We start from the raw sequence: 14,204 nt of genomic DNA, 5'->3' as shown, positions 1-14,204 counted from the left end.
AACCACGCCTCCGGCGCGGAGCGGGGCCCGCGGAGGCGGGCGCCGATGATCAGTTGACCGCTGATTTCTCCTGCCACAGCCGGGCGAGAGCGGGGTCGCCGGTCACGGTGAGGGCGGTGAGCGGCAGCCGGTTCCAGAGCGAGAGATACAGGTCCCGGGCCGTGCCGCTCAACTCGGAGTCCACGGAACGGTCCTTGGCACGGTCCGTCGGCGCCCCGGTCCCGCGTACGGTTCGCGGCGGATCCGCGGAGAGCTCCACGGTCCACACCGCGCCGGTGTCGGTGGCCCGCACCCGCAGTGTGCGGGGCACTTCGGTGCGCAGCCGGGTCTTCGGGCGGGCGTGGAAGCCCCGGAGCAGCTCGTCGACGCCGTCGGTGGCGTGCGCGGCCGCCACCGGGGACAGCGCGCCGCCACGTGCGGACTCCGCGTCGACCCGGTGGACGGCCGTCTCGTGCGCCTGCCGCCGTGCCCAGAAGGCGAGCGGCGAAGGCGCGGCGAAGAAGGTCCAGCACTGTACGTCCGGGGACGCGCCCTTCAGGGCGTCCACCAGCCGGCGGTGTCCCTCGCGGAACCGGTCGAGCAGTTCCGGCCCGTCCAGGTCCGGTTCGGCGGGGCCGCGGACGTACGTGGTGTGCCCCTCGGTCAGGAAGGCGGTCGCCCAGGCGTGCACCATCGCGGTGTGCCGCAGCAGATCCCGTACCTGCCAGTCCGGGCAGGTCGGCACGGGCGCGCCGGTCCCGGCCTCCGTGGCTGCCTCGGCCAGCAACCGGCCCTCTTCGTCCAGGGTGTTGATGTGCTCCGCGATGTCATGGCAGGGATTGTGCCAGCGCTCAGGCACCCTGCGGGTGGGCCGAGCGCGAGCGCGTCCGCCCCGGCCCGCCGCGCAGCAGACGTACGAACCAGCCGAGGACGAACGACTGCGCCAGCACGGACACGACCAGGGCGAGGTACATGTACCAGTCGGGTCCGGCCGAACCCGCTCCCCACAACGTGCTGTCGAGGATGAGGAAGAGGAACACGGTGGGTGCGGCCAGGAAGAAGAGCCAGACCCCGGAGAACGAGGCGTCCTCGTGGGCGACGAACAGCGTGTCCACCGTGACGAACACGGCGGTGGCCGCGACCACGCCCAGATAGATCAGTGAGGCGGCGTTGCCGAAGGCCAGGCGCGCGAATGTGCGGAGGTGCCGCGTGGTCGTAGCAGGCTTGTTCATCGATACTCCCCGTTGGTGGCCGACCTCTCCAGCGTGCGTCCGGGGAACCGTTTCTGCCTGAGTACGGCTACTCACTCGTGACGGTATGCGACACATTGCGGGCGGCGTACCCCAGCGCCGCGGCCGCGGCCGCCAGCAGGGTCACGGTGGTCAGGGCCGCGGGCAGCGAGAACCAGTCGGTGAGGAACCCGATCGCGGGCGGTCCGAGCAGCATTCCGCCGTAACCGAGCGTCGAGGCCGCCGCCACCCCGCCGGGACCCGCCAGCTCACCGGCCCTGCTGACCGCCACGGGGAAGATGTTGGCCAGCCCGAGCCCGGTGATCGCGAACCCGAGCAGCGCGAGCCAGGTGGTCGGGGCGAGCGCGCCGAGCAGCATGCCCGCCGCGGCGGTGCCGCCGCCCGCGACCAGGGTCCGGGTCTGGCCGAGCCGTTCGAGCAGCGCCGTGCCGGTGAGCCGGCCCGCCGTCATCGCCAGGGCGAACAGCGAGTAGCCCGCCGCCGCGATCCCGGGATGGGCGTGCAGGTCCTGCTCCAGGTGGAGGGCGCCCCAGTCGGCCAGGGCGCCCTCGCCGTAGGCCGTGCAGAGCGCGATCATGCCGAAGAGGAGCACCACCCGGCGGGCCCGCCTGCCCAGGCGCTTGGGGCGCTCGCTGCTCGCGGCCGCCGCCCGCGGGGGCTTCGCGACGGTGTTGCGGAGCAGCACGGGGCCCGCGAAGGCGGTCACGAGCAGTCCGAATCCGGTCAGGATCAGGAGATGGGCGGAGGGGGAGAGACCACCCGCGACCAGCCCGCCGAGCCCGGCACCGACCATGCCGCCGAGGCTGAACGCGGCGTGGAAGCCGGGCATCACGGGGCGCCGCAGGGCGTTGACGAGGTCCACCGCCGCGCTGTTCATCGCCACGTTCATCCCGCCGTACGCGGCGCCGAACACCAGCAGTACCAGGCCGAGTGAGAGGGCCGAGTGGGTCTGTGCGGGCAGCGCGATGCTGAGGGGGAGCAGGACACCGCAGACCACGGTCACCGCATGGCTGCCGAAGCGGTTGCAGAGCCTGCCGGTGAGCATCATGGTGATGACGGCGCCGGCGGACACGCCGAGGAGTGCGAGGCCGAGGGTGGCGGCAGAGGCGCCGGTCTGGTGCTTGATGGCCGGGATACGGACCACCCAGCCGGCGAAGATGAACCCGTCGAGGGCGAAGAACACGGTCAGCGCGGTACGGAGACGGGAGGACGAGGGTGGGGCGGGGTTGCCGCCCGGTCCCCCCGGCAGGGCCGTCCGCAGTTTGTTTAGGTGCGGCACAAAGTCAGCATAGAGGCCTGCGGACAGCGGACGCAAGACGGCTGCCGACGGGCGTCGCACAAGGGGCGAACCCGGCCACCGCGGCGTCGGCAACACCTCCGGATCATGGGAGACTCGCCCCCATGAACGGCAAGGTGACCCACACCCGGACGAAGTTGGAGAGGGGCCGCAGCGCGCTGGGCCCCGCGCTGGAACTGGTCCATACCGGACGCGCGCCCACTCGTGCGGTCCTCACCTCCGAGCTCGGCGTCACCCGCGCCACGGCGGGCGCGGTCGCCGCGGAGCTGGAGGCGCTCGGTCTGATCAGGGTGGACTCCAGGCCCGGCTCCGCGGCGGGCTCGCAGGGGCGCCCCTCGCACCGGCTGGCGGTGCGGGAGTCCGGGCCGGTGGCCGTCGCGGCCCAGGTCCACGCGGACGGCTTCCGGGCCGCGCTGGTCGGACTGGGCGGCCGCCTCGTCGCGACCGCCCCCGGCTGCGTCACCATCACCGCGGACCCGGCGCAGGTCATCGGTGAAGTCGTCGACGACTGCGCCCGGTTGCTGCGGGACAGCGGGCTGCGCTGCGTGGGGGCCGGACTCGCCGTGCCGTCCGCGGTGGCCGAGCCGGAAGGAACGGCCCTCAACCCCCTCCACATCGCCTGGCCGGCCGGCGCCCCGGTCCGCGAGATCTTCGCCACATGCGTCCGCGAAGCGGGCATCGAGGGACCGGCGTTCACCGGCAACGACGTCAACCTCGCCGCGCTCGCCGAGCACCGGCACGGAGCCGGGCGCGGCGCCCAGCATCTGCTCTGCGTGGCCACAGGCCACCGCGGCGTCGGCGGGGCGCTCGTCCTGGACGGCCGCCTGCACAGCGGGAGTTCGGGGCTTGCCCTGGAGGTCGGCCACCTCACGGTCAACCCGGAGGGCCGGCCCTGCCACTGCGGCGGCCGGGGCTGCCTCGACGTCGAGACCGACCCGCTCGCCTTCCTGACCGCGGCCGGGCGCCGGCCCGGCCCCGAGGAGTCGCTCCTCAAGCAGTCCGGAGACCTGCTGCGCAACGAGTACGACGACATGGCGGTACGCGTCGCGGCAGAGGAGCTGATCGACCGCCTGGGACTCGGTCTCGCCGGGCTGGTCAACATCCTCAACCCGGACCGGATCATCCTGGGCGGACTGCACCGCGCGCTGCTCGACGCCGACCCGGAACGGCTGCGGGCGGTGGTCGCCGACCGCAGTCTGTGGGGGCGCAGCGGCAGTGTGCCGATCCTGGCCTGCAGCCTCGACCACAACAGCCTGGTCGGTGCGGCGGAACTGGCCTGGCAGCCGGTGCTGGACGACCCCTTGGTCGCACTTGCCTGAGCGGGCGGGCCGTCGGGGCGGTGCCCCGTCGGCCCTCAAACCCCCCGGACCGGTTCGAACGCGAACGCCCGCGCCGGATTGCCGACCAGCACCGCCTCCATGACCTCCGCCCCCAGGGCCTCCTCCAGGCGCGGACGCAGCCGGCGCAGCAGATGCGGCATGCCCGGCGTCTCCGGCACGGTGGTGTCGCCGCCCAGCAGCAGCTGCCCGCCGAACCCCGCCTCGGCCAGCTCCGCCAGCTCCGAGGGGAGGCGCCAGTCCGTCGCGTGGTGGGCCCTGGACGGACCGTCGAACGCGAGGAATGCCCCCGCCCGCGCCGCCTCCCGCTGCACGGCACCCTCCGGTGAGCGGCCCAGATGCCCGAGGATCACCCGCTGCGGCGCGACGCCCAGTTCCCCGCAGAGCAGATCGAGCACATCGAGCGCGGCGGTGCCCAGCTCCAGGTGGACGGCGATCGGCGCGCCCGTGCGGTGATGCGCCTCGGCCGCCGCCGTCATGGTGAGCCGGGCGTGCGCGTCGACCGCGTGTAAGGCCCCGGCGACCTTGATGAGCCCCGCCCGTACCCCGGTGGAGCCGATGCCCTCCGTGAGCTCCGCGACGAAGAGCGGGGCGAGCCGGTCCCGGATCCGGTCCAGCAGCGCGGGCGGATACTGCGCCGCCTGGTGCAGCCCGGTGGCGGCCACCACGTGCACGCCCGTCGAACGCGAGAGCGCGGCCAGCGATCCGGCTCCGCGTCCCATCCCGTGCGGCGTCCACTGCACCACCGCGCGGCCGCCCAACTCCTTGAAGGCGCCGAGCCGCCGGGCGGCGTCCTGCGGGTCGTCCAGTTCCTGGCCCGGCAGCATGGGACTGCGGATGAAGAGGTGGTCGTGGGCGTCGCACACGCCCAGTTCGCCGGGGGCGACGTCCCCGAGCACGGTGCGGACCGTGGCTACCACTGGCGTCCCTCCTTGAGTTCTTCGCGTTCCGGGCTGCTGACGTGGAGCACCTCGAAGCACTCTCCTGGCTCCTCCGGCGCGGGACCGTCCCAGAGCGTGAAGTGGACCAGCTCCCAGTGGCGCGGGTCCACGGCGAGCGCCGTGACGACGGCGCCGGGCGCCTTCGCGAGCCGGCGGCTCTCCTCCAGCGCGGCTTCTACCGCGTCAGCGGGGGCGGCCGACGCCGGAACGGGTTCGCGGCGGCGGATGGCCGTGCGGGGGAGCGCGGCCGACGAGGGGCCCTGCGCGAAGGACAGCCCTGTCCAGTGCCGCACCTCGGGGCGCCCGAAGTCCCGCACGATGCCCTGGAATCCGGAGCCCCAGAGGAAGGAGTTCATGCCTTCGGGCGTCGACCACAGGTAGAACGGCGCGTACTGGTTGACCGGCGAGTCCTCGCCGCGCTCCCGCATCAGGTAGGCCTTGACGCCGAGTCCGGGGAAGTCGTCCAGGAGGTGGCCCCTGGTCGCCACCCGGTCCCGGATGATGCCCATGTCGTAGTCGGCGGGAAGGGTGATCTCGTACTGCATGGCGTGCATCGTCTGCTCCTCAGGTCCGCGACTTCTCAGGCCGCCGGGTATTCGGAGACGCGGGCGTCGGGGTGCCAGTGGATGGTGGAGCCGTCCTCGGCCGCCTCGACGAGGGCCAGATGGGTCATGAAGGTGCGGGGCGCGGCCCCGTGCCAGTGCCATTCGTCCGGCTCGATCCACACGGTGTCACCCGCCCGGATCGACTCCACCGGACCGCCCCTGCGCTGCACCAGGCCCTCGCCCTCGGTGACATGGAGGACCTGACCGTGCGGGTGGGTGTGCCAGGCGGTGTGCCCGCCCGGGGCGAAGTGAACGCTGAACATCCTGATGTGGGACGGCGGTTCGGGCGCCGCGAGCTCGTCGAGCCAGACGCTGCCGGTGAAGTGCTCGGGCGGCCCGGTCTGCGTGTCCGGGCGGTTCCTGGTGATGCGCATGTGTGGGGTGCTCCTTGTGCGGTCGGTCGCGTATGGCGGGGGTTCAGCCGGCATCCGTGGCGGGGGCGAGCAGCGTGAGCAGTCCCCGGACGGCGGCGTCGAAGGCGTCCGTCGAACCGGAGGCGCGGGCCAGTACATAGCCGCCCTGCACCGTCGCGACGATCGTCGCCGCGACATCGTCGGGTACCAGACCACGGGTGAACTCACCCCGATCCAGGCCCTCCTGGACGATCGCGGCCAGCCTGCCGCGCAGCCACCCGATCGTCTCGTCGACGGGGGCGCGCAGTTCGTCGCTCACGATCACGTCCGGGTCCATCGTCAGCCGCCCCACCGGGCAGCCCCGCAGTACATCGCGCTCACGCAGCAGGTAGCGCGAGATGCGCTCGTACGCGGAGCCGGGCGCGTCGAAGGTGCGGCCGGCCGTCTCGCGCATCTCCGCGGACGTACGCCGGATGGCGGCGAGGGCCAGCTCGGGCTTCCCGCTGAAGTGGTGGTACATGCTGCCCTGGCCCGCGTCCGCCCGCTGCTGGATGGCCTTGGGGCTCGTGCCCACGTATCCGCGCTCCCACAGGAGCTCCTGGGTGGCTTCGATCAGACGGTCCGGAGTGCTCATGCAGACACTGTACATACTAGTAGGTACAGAGTCCACGGTCAGTGATCAGGAAGACGCGGCGGCGGGCGGGAGCAGCCGCCCGCCCGCCGGCTACTCCCGAGGAGGTACGTGCACTGCCGCTGCCCGTACGACGACGCGGCCCCCTCCCCGGAGCCAGGCTCGTAGGTGACAGAAGAACACGAGCCCTGACAGAGGAGCTGACCGAGATGAACACCCTGGCCTTCAGCGGGGGACCCGGACCGTGGATCCTCCTCTTCCCGCTCGTCTGGGCGGCCGTCGTCATCGGCGTCGTCACGGTCGTACGACGCACCGTCCGGTACGGCCGGCGCGGACCCTGGCAGGTCCGGGCCGGACAGGCCGGCCACGCCGAACCCTCACCGATCGACATGCTCGGGCGCCGCTTCGCCGCCGGGGAGATCGACGAGGACGAGTACTGGCGCCGTCTCTCCGTCCTCGACGAGCAGTTCGGCACCCGTGGCAGCGGCGGCGCGGCATGACCTCCACCAGCGGGTGTTCGCCCGCGGCCCCTGAGGGGGCGGGCCTCATGCCCCGGTCAGCTGCCGGACGGCCCTGAGTACCTGGCCCGCGCCGTCCTCGGCCGCCATATGCCGCGCCGCTTCCGCGGCGGCGCGGGCGTATGTCCGCTCTCCGACGACGTGACCGAGTGAGTCCGCGAGCCGTTCCTCGGTGAGGGAGCGGAAGGGGACGGGCTCGGTCGCGGCGCCCAGTGCGGCCAGCCGTGCGGCCCAGAAGGGCTGGTCCGCGGTCACCGGAACCGTGACCGCGGGAACCCCCGCGCGCAGCGCGGCAGCCGACGTGCCGGCGCCGGCGTGGTGGACCACCGCGGCCAGCCGGGGGAAGAGCAGGGCATGCGGTGTGTCCCCGATCGCGAGGACGCCGTCACCGGTGGCCGCCAGACCCGCGCTGCCGGCTTGCAGGATGCCGCGCAGCCCCGCACGGCGCAGGGCGCGCACGGCGATGTCGCTCAGCCGCTCCCCGTCACCGCCCGCCATGCTCCCGAAGCCGATGAGCACGGGCGGGGGACCGGCGCGCAGGAAGTCCTCCAGATCGGCGGGCAGCCGCTCCGCCGGTTCGAGGGCGGGCCACCAGTTGCCCACGACGTCCAGGCCGGCGCGCCAGTCGGAGGGGCGGGGCACCAGCGCTGTGCTGAAGCCGTGCAGGACGGGCCAGCCGGCCTGGTCCTGCCGGCGGCGCATCGCGGACGCGGCGACCGGGGGCAGCCGGAGGCTCCGGCGCAGCTCCGCGGCGGCGTGCGCGTAGACACGGTCGGCCATGCGGAGGGCGAAGCGGCCGGAGGCCCGGTTGGCGAGCCTGCCCAGCGAGCGGGAACCCGTGACGACGGGCGGGAAGTCGCCGGTCGGTGCGGTGGGCTGAAGGTACACGCCCAGGCTCGGGGTGCCGGTGGCCTCGGCCAGGTGCCAGCCGAGCGGGGCCATCGTGGTCGAGAGCAGGAGCAGATCCGCGCCGTCGGCCATCGCGTCGGCGAGCCCCTGGCCCAGCCCGGCGATGAACGCGGCCGCGGTGCGCATGAGGTCACTGCGCTCTGTGCCGCCACCGCCGGCCGCCTCCGGCCCGGCGGCGAGGCTGCGGAACTCCAGCCCGGCGTCCCGTACGAGAGAGGCGAAGGCGTCGGTGGCGGCGAGGGTGACGTCGTAACCGGCCCGGCGCAGTTCGGCGCCCAGGCCCGTGTACGGGGCGACGTCGCCCCGCGATCCGGCCGCGGCGATCAGGATTCTCATCGGCAGTCCCGCGAGCCGGTGCGGTCGTCGGGGCCGGCCGGGTGGCGGTCCGCGTTGGCGTGCACGGCCTTGCGCATGTACGCGGACAGGCCGGGGCGTTGCTGCGACGCCGGTACGACGAGGGCGAAGGCGCGGGGGTCGGCCACGAAGTCGTCCGCGATGCGCCGGTGCATCCCGGGCGGGCAGGAGGTGAACCAGCGTGAGATGTGCAGCCGGTGCTCCTCCGCGAGGTCCATGGCCCGCTCGCCGTCGCTCGGTTCCCCGTCGTCGAAGGCGGCGAGCAACTCCGCGCGCCAGGCCGCGGCCTCCCGCATGAGCTGCCGCCAGTCGTCCTTGGTGTGGGCGGCCGCGCGCGACATCGCCTCACGCTGTCCGTCCGAGTGCGCCCACTTCCGCTCGGCCTCCGCGGCGTAGCTGAGGTCGAAGGTGATCTCCCCGAAGACCTCGAACCGTTCCTCGGGGGTGAGGGCCACACCGGTCTGCTGGACCTCGATGGCCCGTTCCGCCACCTCGGCCAGGTGCTGGAGCCTGGCGATCTCCTCACCGAGCTCCCGCTGTCGGGACCTGAGGTGTTCCAGGGCGCTCGCCCGGGGATCCTTCAGGATCGCGGCGATCTCGTCGAGGGAGAAGCCGAGTTCGCGATAGAAGAGGATCTGCTGGAGACGCGCCAGGTCGGCGTCGCTGTAGACCCGGTAGCCGGCTCCGCTGCGGCCGCTGGGCGAGAGCAGCGCCGTCTTGTCGTAGTGGTGCAGTGTCCGCACCGTCACCCCGGCGAGAGCCGAGACCTGTCCCACCGAGTAGCCCATGTACCAGCCCCTTCGTCGCCCGACAGTCTTGGGCCTGACGTAAGGGGAGGGTCAAATCGGCTCCCACCACGGCAGGAGCGGGACGCCCCGTTGGGCGTCCCGCTCCTGCCGTGTCAGCCGACCGACACGGACCGTGCCACCGAGGGCTGCACACCCTCCGGCGACATGATGCCGCTCAGGTCGAACGGTCCGTCGGTCGTCGCCCCGTACACCGAATGCGTTGGCTGGACGGCGAACAGGGAAGGGGCCGGAAGGGTGAACCAGACGACCTTTCCGGCTCCGCCGCGGGGACGGACACCCCAGCTCTCGCTGACCGCGGCGATCAGTGCGAGTCCGCGCCCCGACGTACTGGAGTCGTCGGCCTCGCGCACGGTCGGCAGCCGTGGGTCGTGGTCGTGGACGGACACCGTCAGCCGTTCGAGCAGCAACTCGACCTCGACGGTGCATGACTTGTCCGGCTGTGCATGCCGGTGGACATTGGTCAGGAGTTCCGTGACGCCCAGCGCTGCCTGGTCGATCAAGGGATCGAGATGCCAGTAGCGCAACTGCGCCGAGATGATTCTGCGGACCTGACCGATCCGCGACGGCAGGGCCTGGAGCTCCACCGTGCAGTGCCTGCTTGGCTCGCTGATCACGGCTGCGACTCCCCGAAATAGGTCCGGAAGAAGACGAAGGGACGGATCCAGCAGATGGCTGACTGCTGATTCCGGGCCGGCGGCCTGGATCACAGTGTGACCGCCGGTAAACCATGAGTGACGTGACTCCAATGTCGCTCAGGGGTTCCGGCTCCGCAACTCGCGGTGTCCCCGTGGCGCCGCTCCGTCAGCCGTGCGCGGCGGCCGCCCCGCGCAGCGCTTCGAGGAACCGGCGCGCGGGACCGGCCTCGTCGGGCTTGTCCGAGCGGCGCGGCATCGTCAGCCGGTACCGCGTCCCGTTGACCCGTGCCACCGTCGCGTCCGCGCCGGAGAACCACGCTCTGCCCGTGCTCACCGTCCCCACCGGTGCGCTGTCGATCTCCCGGCCGTAACTGGTCAGCAGCGCCAGCCGGCCGTCCTTGACGGTCACCTGCCCGGCCCGTGAGAGCGAGCGCGCCCACCGGTCGATCCGTACGCCTGTCTCACTGAACTCCGTTTCGGACATGGCCCCTTCGCCCCCTTCGTCACGCCCCCGAATGAAAGTGTGCACAACCCGGACCGGCTGCACCAGACCGGGGTGGGGCGCAATGACGCATTCGGGCCGCGACGGTTCCCGCAAGCGCCCCGTTCGCAACACCAAGGCAGGGCTATGGAGCATCAAAGTCAATGTTTGTGCAGGTAGGGGGCCTATCGTGGGGCGCGCCGAGACCGGTCGTACGAGGAGAAGCGCGCTGATGGACACGAGTGAGCACAGAAGTGGGCACAGAAACGACGGCGAAGCGGTGGCGACCGTCGACATCGACCGCACCGACCTGGCGTACCGGGCCTGGCTCAAGGAAGCCGTACGCAAGGTGCAGGCCGATGCCAACCGCTCGGCCGACACGCATCTGCTGCGCTTCCCGCTGCCCGAGAGCTGGGGCATCGACCTCTACCTCAAGGACGAGTCGACGCACCCCACCGGCAGCCTCAAGCACCGGCTGGCACGCTCGCTCTTCCTCTACGGGCTCTGCAACGGCTGGATCCGCCCCGGACGGCCGGTGATCGAGGCGTCGAGCGGTTCGACCGCCGTCTCCGAGGCGTACTTCGCCAAGCTGATCGGGGTGCCGTTCATCGCCGTGATGCCCCGCACCACCAGCCCCGAGAAGTGCCGGCTCATCGAATTCCACGGCGGCCGCTGCCACTTCGTGGACGACTCGCGCAGGCTGTACGAGGAGTCCGCGACGCTCGCGGCGGAGTCCGGCGGTCACTACATGGACCAGTTCACCTACGCGGAGCGGGCCACGGACTGGCGCGGCAACAACAACATCGCGGAGTCGATCTACCAGCAGTTGCGGCTGGAGCGGTACCCGGAGCCCACCTGGATCGTCGCCACGGCGGGCACCGGCGGCACCTCCGCGACCATCGCGCGGTACGTGCACTACATGCAGCACGACACCCGGATCTGTGTGCCCGACCCGGAGAACTCCTGCTTCTTCGACGGCTGGACCAATCACGACCCGCTGGCCACCAGCGACTGCGGATCGCGCATCGAGGGCATCGGCAGGCCCCGGATGGAGCCGAGCTTCGTGCCGGGGGCCATCGACCGGATGATGAAGGTCCCGGACGCGGCCACGGTCGCGGCCGTGCGCGCGCTGGAGCGGTCCATCGGCCGCAAGGCCGGCGGCTCCACCGGGACGGGGCTGTGGAGCGCCTTCAAGCTGGTCGCGGAGATGCTCGCGCAGGGCGCCACCGGCAGCATCGTCACGCTGATCTGCGACCCCGGCGACCGCTATCTCGACAAGTACTACTCCGACTCCTGGCTGGCCGCGCAGGGCCTGGACATCGCGCCGTACACCCGGACCATCGACCAGTTCCTGACCACCGGCAGATGGCCCGGCCCGCAGGGCGGCACGGTCTGATCCGGCGCAGGCCGACCCGCCGTACTCCGGACCGGCCGCCGCCCTCCTCAGGCGGCGGCCGGTCCGGAGAGCCGTCGGCCGAGGTTGCGCACGGCGTCCCGGAACGACTTGCCCACCGCGGGGCGCGCCCGTCGCATCGTGAACCGGAACAGCGCGGAGCCGTCGGCGGCGAAGGTCCACTGCACCCGGGTGCCGGTACCGGCCGGGGTCAGCAGCCACTCCTCCACCAGGGCGTGCAGCCCCGGGGCGTTGGAGTCGTCGATCCGGTACGCGTACCGGCTGCCGGGCTCCGCGGCGACGACCGTCTCCCGGAACCTGATCCCGCCCCGGAGCCGCACCTCGCGGCCCGCGCCCGCGTCGACCGGCCGCGCCGACGTCAGCTGGGTGAACCAGCAGGGCCAGCCCTCGACGTCATCGGCCAGGGCGCGGTACACCGCATCGGGGGGCGCGGCCACCTCGGCGGCGAAGACCAGTCTCAGCGGAGCGGTCTCGACGAAGTCGAGGTCCATGGAGCGGAGTCGGCGGGTCATGGAACGCACCTCCCGTGCGGTCGGCGGCGGCAAGCCGCCGCCACCATATCTGGCACACCGTCAGATGTCCCCTGCGGTACCTGAGTCGACCCGGCCCGGTCCGGACAGCGGGCCGTACCCGGTCCGGGTCAGCGCACCGCCGTGAGCGAACCGCCCTCCCGGAGCCGGGCCTTCAGCTCCACCGAGGCGTCGCGCGGCGCCCGCACCGCGAGCGTCGTACCGGAGGCCGACGCACGGACCGCCCCGGTGGCCTGGATCCGGTCGACCGCACGGCTACCCGCGGCCAGCACGTACCACCGCCCCGACGGCGCCTTCCAGTGCGTGCCGCCCAGGACGTGCTGACCGAACCGGCTGCACAGCGCCGTGTCGCGCTGGTCGCCCACCACGGTCGCCGGGGCCGTCGTCGACGGATCGGGTGCCAGGAACTGCACCAGCACCCGGCCGGGCCCCTGCCAGGTGTCGGCCCGGGTGCAGACCCACTGGGCCGGTGCGCCGCCCTCGGGGAGGCGCTGCTCGGCGAAGTCCCAGTTGTTGACCGCCCGCACCCCGGTGCCGCCCAGCGCACGGAGGGAGCACGCGGTGCGCGCCCAGCTCAGCAGCGCGGGGCCGCCCGTCGCCTCCCTCGGCTGGCGTGCGGGCGCGCCACCGCCGGGCTTCGGCGTGAAGGTGAGGTGGACCGGGGCGAGATCGCCCAGGTCGGTGACGAGGAAGGCGTGCTTCTCCACGATGCGCTCCGAGGACCGCAGCTGCATCACCGGCCAGGAGTCGCAGCCGCCGTCCGGCGACGGACGCGGGACGGCGGCCGTCACACCGTCCGCCCCCACCTCCAGCGCGCGCGCCGGAGTGTCCGGCCGCAGCAGATCGCGCGTCGTGGACTCCGCGATCCAGGGCGCCAGCAGAAAGCGGGCACGGTCCCCGCTGCGGCTGACGACCACGGCCGCACCCGTCGTCACATCCGCGTCATCGGTCCGGGCGAAGTCCAGAGCCGGCGCCCCGGTCCCGGACAGCGGCTCCGCGTAGCGCACCACCCGTACCCCGCCGTCGTGGAACAGCACCACGGCGGCGCCGTCCACCTCACCGGCGTACAGCAGCCGGGGCGGCTGGGCGGGGGGCACCGAGAGCGCCCCCGGGGTGGTCGAGACGGCGGTGCCCTTCGGCGTCCGGCCCCAGGTCCGCAGCGCCCGGCCGAGCAGCGCCCGGTCGTCGGTGCGGTCACCGCGGGCCGGCCACGCGGTGAAGTCGACTCGGGAGGTGTCCGCCCACTCCTGCGCGGCGGTACGCAGCAGCGCCGCCGGATCGAGGGCGGGGGCGGGGGCGGGCGTGCTCCCGGCGTCGGGGAGGCGGACCGCCGAACCCTCCTGGGCCAGCGCGACCACGCCGCCCGCCACCACACAGAGCGCGGCGACGCCCGCCACCACCCGCATCCGGTGCCGGCGCCGCAGCAGATCGCTCGGCCGCGTCTGGAGCACGCACGGATCGAACTCCGCGGAACGCAGCAGCGCCCCGGCCCCCGCACGGTCGCCGGTCCCGAGCCGCCTGGCCGCCCGTACCGCGTTCGCCGGGTCCCGTGCGTCCGCGCGGGCGAGCAGGGACTGCGCCTCCGGCTCGTCCAGCTCCTCCAGCAGCCGCAGCGCGAACGCCGCCCTGACGGCCGCCGGCACCGCCGACAGCTCCTGGTCCAGCGCCAGTTCGGCCGCCCCGCCGGCCCGGGGGAAGAGCCGCAGGCCCCAGACGGCCGGGAGCGAGGGGCGCAGCGCGGCCGGTGCCGGCAGCCGCCCCGGCCACCAGCGCGGCCGCCGCTCGTGGGCCAGCGCGGTGCGCAGTACACGTAACCGCATCCAGGCGTAGGCCGAGGTCACCCCGTCGTCCGGAGCGGGCCCGGCGGAGGCGCCGCGGGTCTGCGCCGGTACCCGGGCGGGCGCCGGAGCCTCCGGCGCCGTACCCGCACCGGGCAGCGCACGCTGCACGGCGGCGTGGGCGGCGAGCACCCTGCGGTGCCGGCCGAGGGCGGGCGGCAGCACCAGATAGGCGAGCCGGACGAGACGCGGGTAGTGCTCCACGAGCGCGGCCTCGGCCTGCGGGACGCCGGGGCGTTCGCTGCTGCCGGAGGACCGCTGCTGCGGTTGGTGGATCGGCATGAATTCGATGCTTCCTGAGCCGTAGGCGGAAACCGTCACAC

Annotated in this window: 16 protein-coding genes; 3 read left to right on the top strand and 13 right to left on the bottom strand. The window is 73.2% G+C overall.

Annotated elements, in window-relative coordinates; translation table 11 throughout:
• Positions 1–49 precede the first annotated feature (49 nt).
• The 3 genes from ACFVQ0_RS34470 to ACFVQ0_RS34460 form a co-directional block, all read right to left on the bottom strand.
• Entirely contained in the window at positions 50–838 is a 789-nt protein-coding gene (locus ACFVQ0_RS34470) for a maleylpyruvate isomerase N-terminal domain-containing protein (protein ID WP_390093111.1), read from the bottom strand.
• The gene (locus tag ACFVQ0_RS34465) at positions 831–1,211 is read right to left on the bottom strand and encodes an SCO4225 family membrane protein (protein ID WP_390093110.1); all 381 of its coding nucleotides are present in this window, start codon (positions 1,209–1,211) and stop codon (positions 831–833) included. The genes ACFVQ0_RS34470 and ACFVQ0_RS34465 overlap by 8 nt, the downstream gene beginning before the upstream one ends.
• Before the next feature lie 67 nt (positions 1,212–1,278).
• Positions 1,279–2,508 (bottom strand): MFS transporter, encoded by a 1,230-nt coding sequence (locus tag ACFVQ0_RS34460; protein ID WP_390093109.1) that lies wholly within the window; start codon positions 2,506–2,508, stop codon positions 1,279–1,281.
• A gap of 122 nt (positions 2,509–2,630) precedes the next feature.
• Between ACFVQ0_RS34460 and ACFVQ0_RS34455 the strand changes: the two genes are divergently transcribed.
• Entirely contained in the window at positions 2,631–3,845 is a 1,215-nt protein-coding gene (locus ACFVQ0_RS34455) for an ROK family protein (protein WP_390093108.1), read from the top strand.
• Positions 3,846–3,880: 35 nt separating this feature from the next.
• Here ACFVQ0_RS34455 and ACFVQ0_RS34450 read toward each other — a convergent pair whose 3' ends face one another.
• Genes ACFVQ0_RS34450 through ACFVQ0_RS34435 form a run of 4 tightly spaced genes read right to left on the bottom strand, consistent with a single transcriptional unit; the run spans position 3,881 to position 6,396 of the window.
• Positions 3,881–4,783: a phosphotriesterase gene (locus ACFVQ0_RS34450; RefSeq protein WP_390093107.1), complete on the bottom strand. Its 903-nt coding sequence runs from the start codon at positions 4,781–4,783 to the stop codon at positions 3,881–3,883.
• Positions 4,777–5,358 carry a DUF4865 family protein gene (locus tag ACFVQ0_RS34445; RefSeq protein WP_390093106.1) on the bottom strand — a complete coding sequence of 194 codons (582 nt, stop codon included), beginning with the start codon at positions 5,356–5,358 and terminating at the stop codon, positions 4,777–4,779. The genes ACFVQ0_RS34450 and ACFVQ0_RS34445 overlap by 7 nt, the downstream gene beginning before the upstream one ends.
• A 26-nt stretch (positions 5,359–5,384) precedes the next feature.
• Positions 5,385–5,783 carry a cupin domain-containing protein gene (locus ACFVQ0_RS34440; RefSeq protein ID WP_390093105.1) on the bottom strand — a complete coding sequence of 133 codons (399 nt, stop codon included), beginning with the start codon at positions 5,781–5,783 and terminating at the stop codon, positions 5,385–5,387.
• Between the two features lie 43 nt (positions 5,784–5,826).
• Positions 5,827–6,396, bottom strand: coding sequence for a TetR/AcrR family transcriptional regulator (locus ACFVQ0_RS34435; RefSeq protein ID WP_390093104.1), 570 nt, complete (start codon positions 6,394–6,396; stop codon positions 5,827–5,829).
• A 206-nt stretch (positions 6,397–6,602) separates the two neighbouring features.
• Here ACFVQ0_RS34435 and ACFVQ0_RS34430 point away from each other — a divergent pair, with 206 nt between their 5' ends.
• Positions 6,603–6,893, top strand: coding sequence for an SHOCT domain-containing protein (locus tag ACFVQ0_RS34430; RefSeq protein ID WP_390093103.1), 291 nt, complete (start codon positions 6,603–6,605; stop codon positions 6,891–6,893).
• A gap of 45 nt (positions 6,894–6,938) precedes the next feature.
• Here the strand turns inward: ACFVQ0_RS34430 and ACFVQ0_RS34425 are convergent, their stop codons facing one another.
• The 4 genes from ACFVQ0_RS34425 to ACFVQ0_RS34410 form a co-directional block, all read right to left on the bottom strand.
• Positions 6,939–8,156 carry a glycosyltransferase gene (locus ACFVQ0_RS34425; protein WP_390093102.1) on the bottom strand — a complete coding sequence of 406 codons (1,218 nt, stop codon included), beginning with the start codon at positions 8,154–8,156 and terminating at the stop codon, positions 6,939–6,941.
• The gene (locus tag ACFVQ0_RS34420) at positions 8,153–8,962 is read right to left on the bottom strand and encodes a MerR family transcriptional regulator (protein WP_390093101.1); all 810 of its coding nucleotides are present in this window, start codon (positions 8,960–8,962) and stop codon (positions 8,153–8,155) included. The genes ACFVQ0_RS34425 and ACFVQ0_RS34420 overlap by 4 nt, the downstream gene beginning before the upstream one ends.
• A 113-nt stretch (positions 8,963–9,075) precedes the next feature.
• Positions 9,076–9,597, bottom strand: coding sequence for an ATP-binding protein (locus ACFVQ0_RS34415; RefSeq protein ID WP_390093100.1), 522 nt, complete (start codon positions 9,595–9,597; stop codon positions 9,076–9,078).
• A 187-nt stretch (positions 9,598–9,784) separates the two neighbouring features.
• Positions 9,785–10,102, bottom strand: a complete 318-nt coding sequence (locus ACFVQ0_RS34410) for a hypothetical protein (RefSeq protein ID WP_390093099.1) — start codon at positions 10,100–10,102, stop codon at positions 9,785–9,787.
• Positions 10,103–10,331: 229 nt separating this feature from the next.
• Between ACFVQ0_RS34410 and ACFVQ0_RS34405 the strand changes: the two genes are divergently transcribed.
• Positions 10,332–11,495, top strand: a complete 1,164-nt coding sequence (locus ACFVQ0_RS34405) for a PLP-dependent cysteine synthase family protein (protein WP_390093098.1) — start codon at positions 10,332–10,334, stop codon at positions 11,493–11,495.
• 47 nt (positions 11,496–11,542) lie between these two features.
• On the opposite strand, the gene ACFVQ0_RS34400 is transcribed toward ACFVQ0_RS34405, so the two are convergent.
• Both ACFVQ0_RS34400 and ACFVQ0_RS34395 read right to left on the bottom strand, forming a co-directional pair.
• Positions 11,543–12,025 (bottom strand): SRPBCC family protein, encoded by a 483-nt coding sequence (locus ACFVQ0_RS34400; RefSeq protein WP_390093097.1) that lies wholly within the window; start codon positions 12,023–12,025, stop codon positions 11,543–11,545.
• A gap of 128 nt (positions 12,026–12,153) precedes the next feature.
• Positions 12,154–14,163, bottom strand: a complete 2,010-nt coding sequence (locus tag ACFVQ0_RS34395) for a hypothetical protein (RefSeq protein WP_390093096.1) — start codon at positions 14,161–14,163, stop codon at positions 12,154–12,156.
• Between the last annotated feature and the right edge of the window lie 41 nt (positions 14,164–14,204).

Origin of the sequence: Streptomyces sp. NPDC057900, from assembly GCF_042887885.1 — a bacterium.
Lineage (GTDB): Bacteria > Actinomycetota > Actinomycetes > Streptomycetales > Streptomycetaceae > Streptomyces.
This window is presented reverse-complemented; position numbering and strand designations above follow the sequence as displayed.

Excerpts from the sequence above, each read along its gene's own strand:
- ACFVQ0_RS34435 (WP_390093104.1), bottom strand. The coding sequence starts at position 6,396 with ATGAGCACTCCGGACCGTCTGATCGAAGCCACCCAGGAGCTCCTGTGG.
- ACFVQ0_RS34440 (WP_390093105.1), bottom strand. The coding sequence starts at position 5,783 with ATGCGCATCACCAGGAACCGCCCGGACACGCAGACCGGGCCGCCCGAG.
- ACFVQ0_RS34455 (WP_390093108.1), top strand. The coding sequence starts at position 2,631 with ATGAACGGCAAGGTGACCCACACCCGGACGAAGTTGGAGAGGGGCCGC.
- ACFVQ0_RS34465 (WP_390093110.1), bottom strand. The coding sequence starts at position 1,211 with ATGAACAAGCCTGCTACGACCACGCGGCACCTCCGCACATTCGCGCGC.
- ACFVQ0_RS34445 (WP_390093106.1), bottom strand. The coding sequence starts at position 5,358 with ATGCACGCCATGCAGTACGAGATCACCCTTCCCGCCGACTACGACATG.
- ACFVQ0_RS34430 (WP_390093103.1), top strand. The coding sequence starts at position 6,603 with ATGAACACCCTGGCCTTCAGCGGGGGACCCGGACCGTGGATCCTCCTC.
- ACFVQ0_RS34405 (WP_390093098.1), top strand. The coding sequence starts at position 10,332 with ATGGACACGAGTGAGCACAGAAGTGGGCACAGAAACGACGGCGAAGCG.
- ACFVQ0_RS34425 (WP_390093102.1), bottom strand. The coding sequence starts at position 8,156 with ATGAGAATCCTGATCGCCGCGGCCGGATCGCGGGGCGACGTCGCCCCG.
- ACFVQ0_RS34395 (WP_390093096.1), bottom strand. The coding sequence starts at position 14,163 with ATGCCGATCCACCAACCGCAGCAGCGGTCCTCCGGCAGCAGCGAACGC.
- ACFVQ0_RS34420 (WP_390093101.1), bottom strand. The coding sequence starts at position 8,962 with ATGGGCTACTCGGTGGGACAGGTCTCGGCTCTCGCCGGGGTGACGGTG.
- ACFVQ0_RS34410 (WP_390093099.1), bottom strand. The coding sequence starts at position 10,102 with ATGTCCGAAACGGAGTTCAGTGAGACAGGCGTACGGATCGACCGGTGG.
- ACFVQ0_RS34400 (WP_390093097.1), bottom strand. The coding sequence starts at position 12,025 with ATGACCCGCCGACTCCGCTCCATGGACCTCGACTTCGTCGAGACCGCT.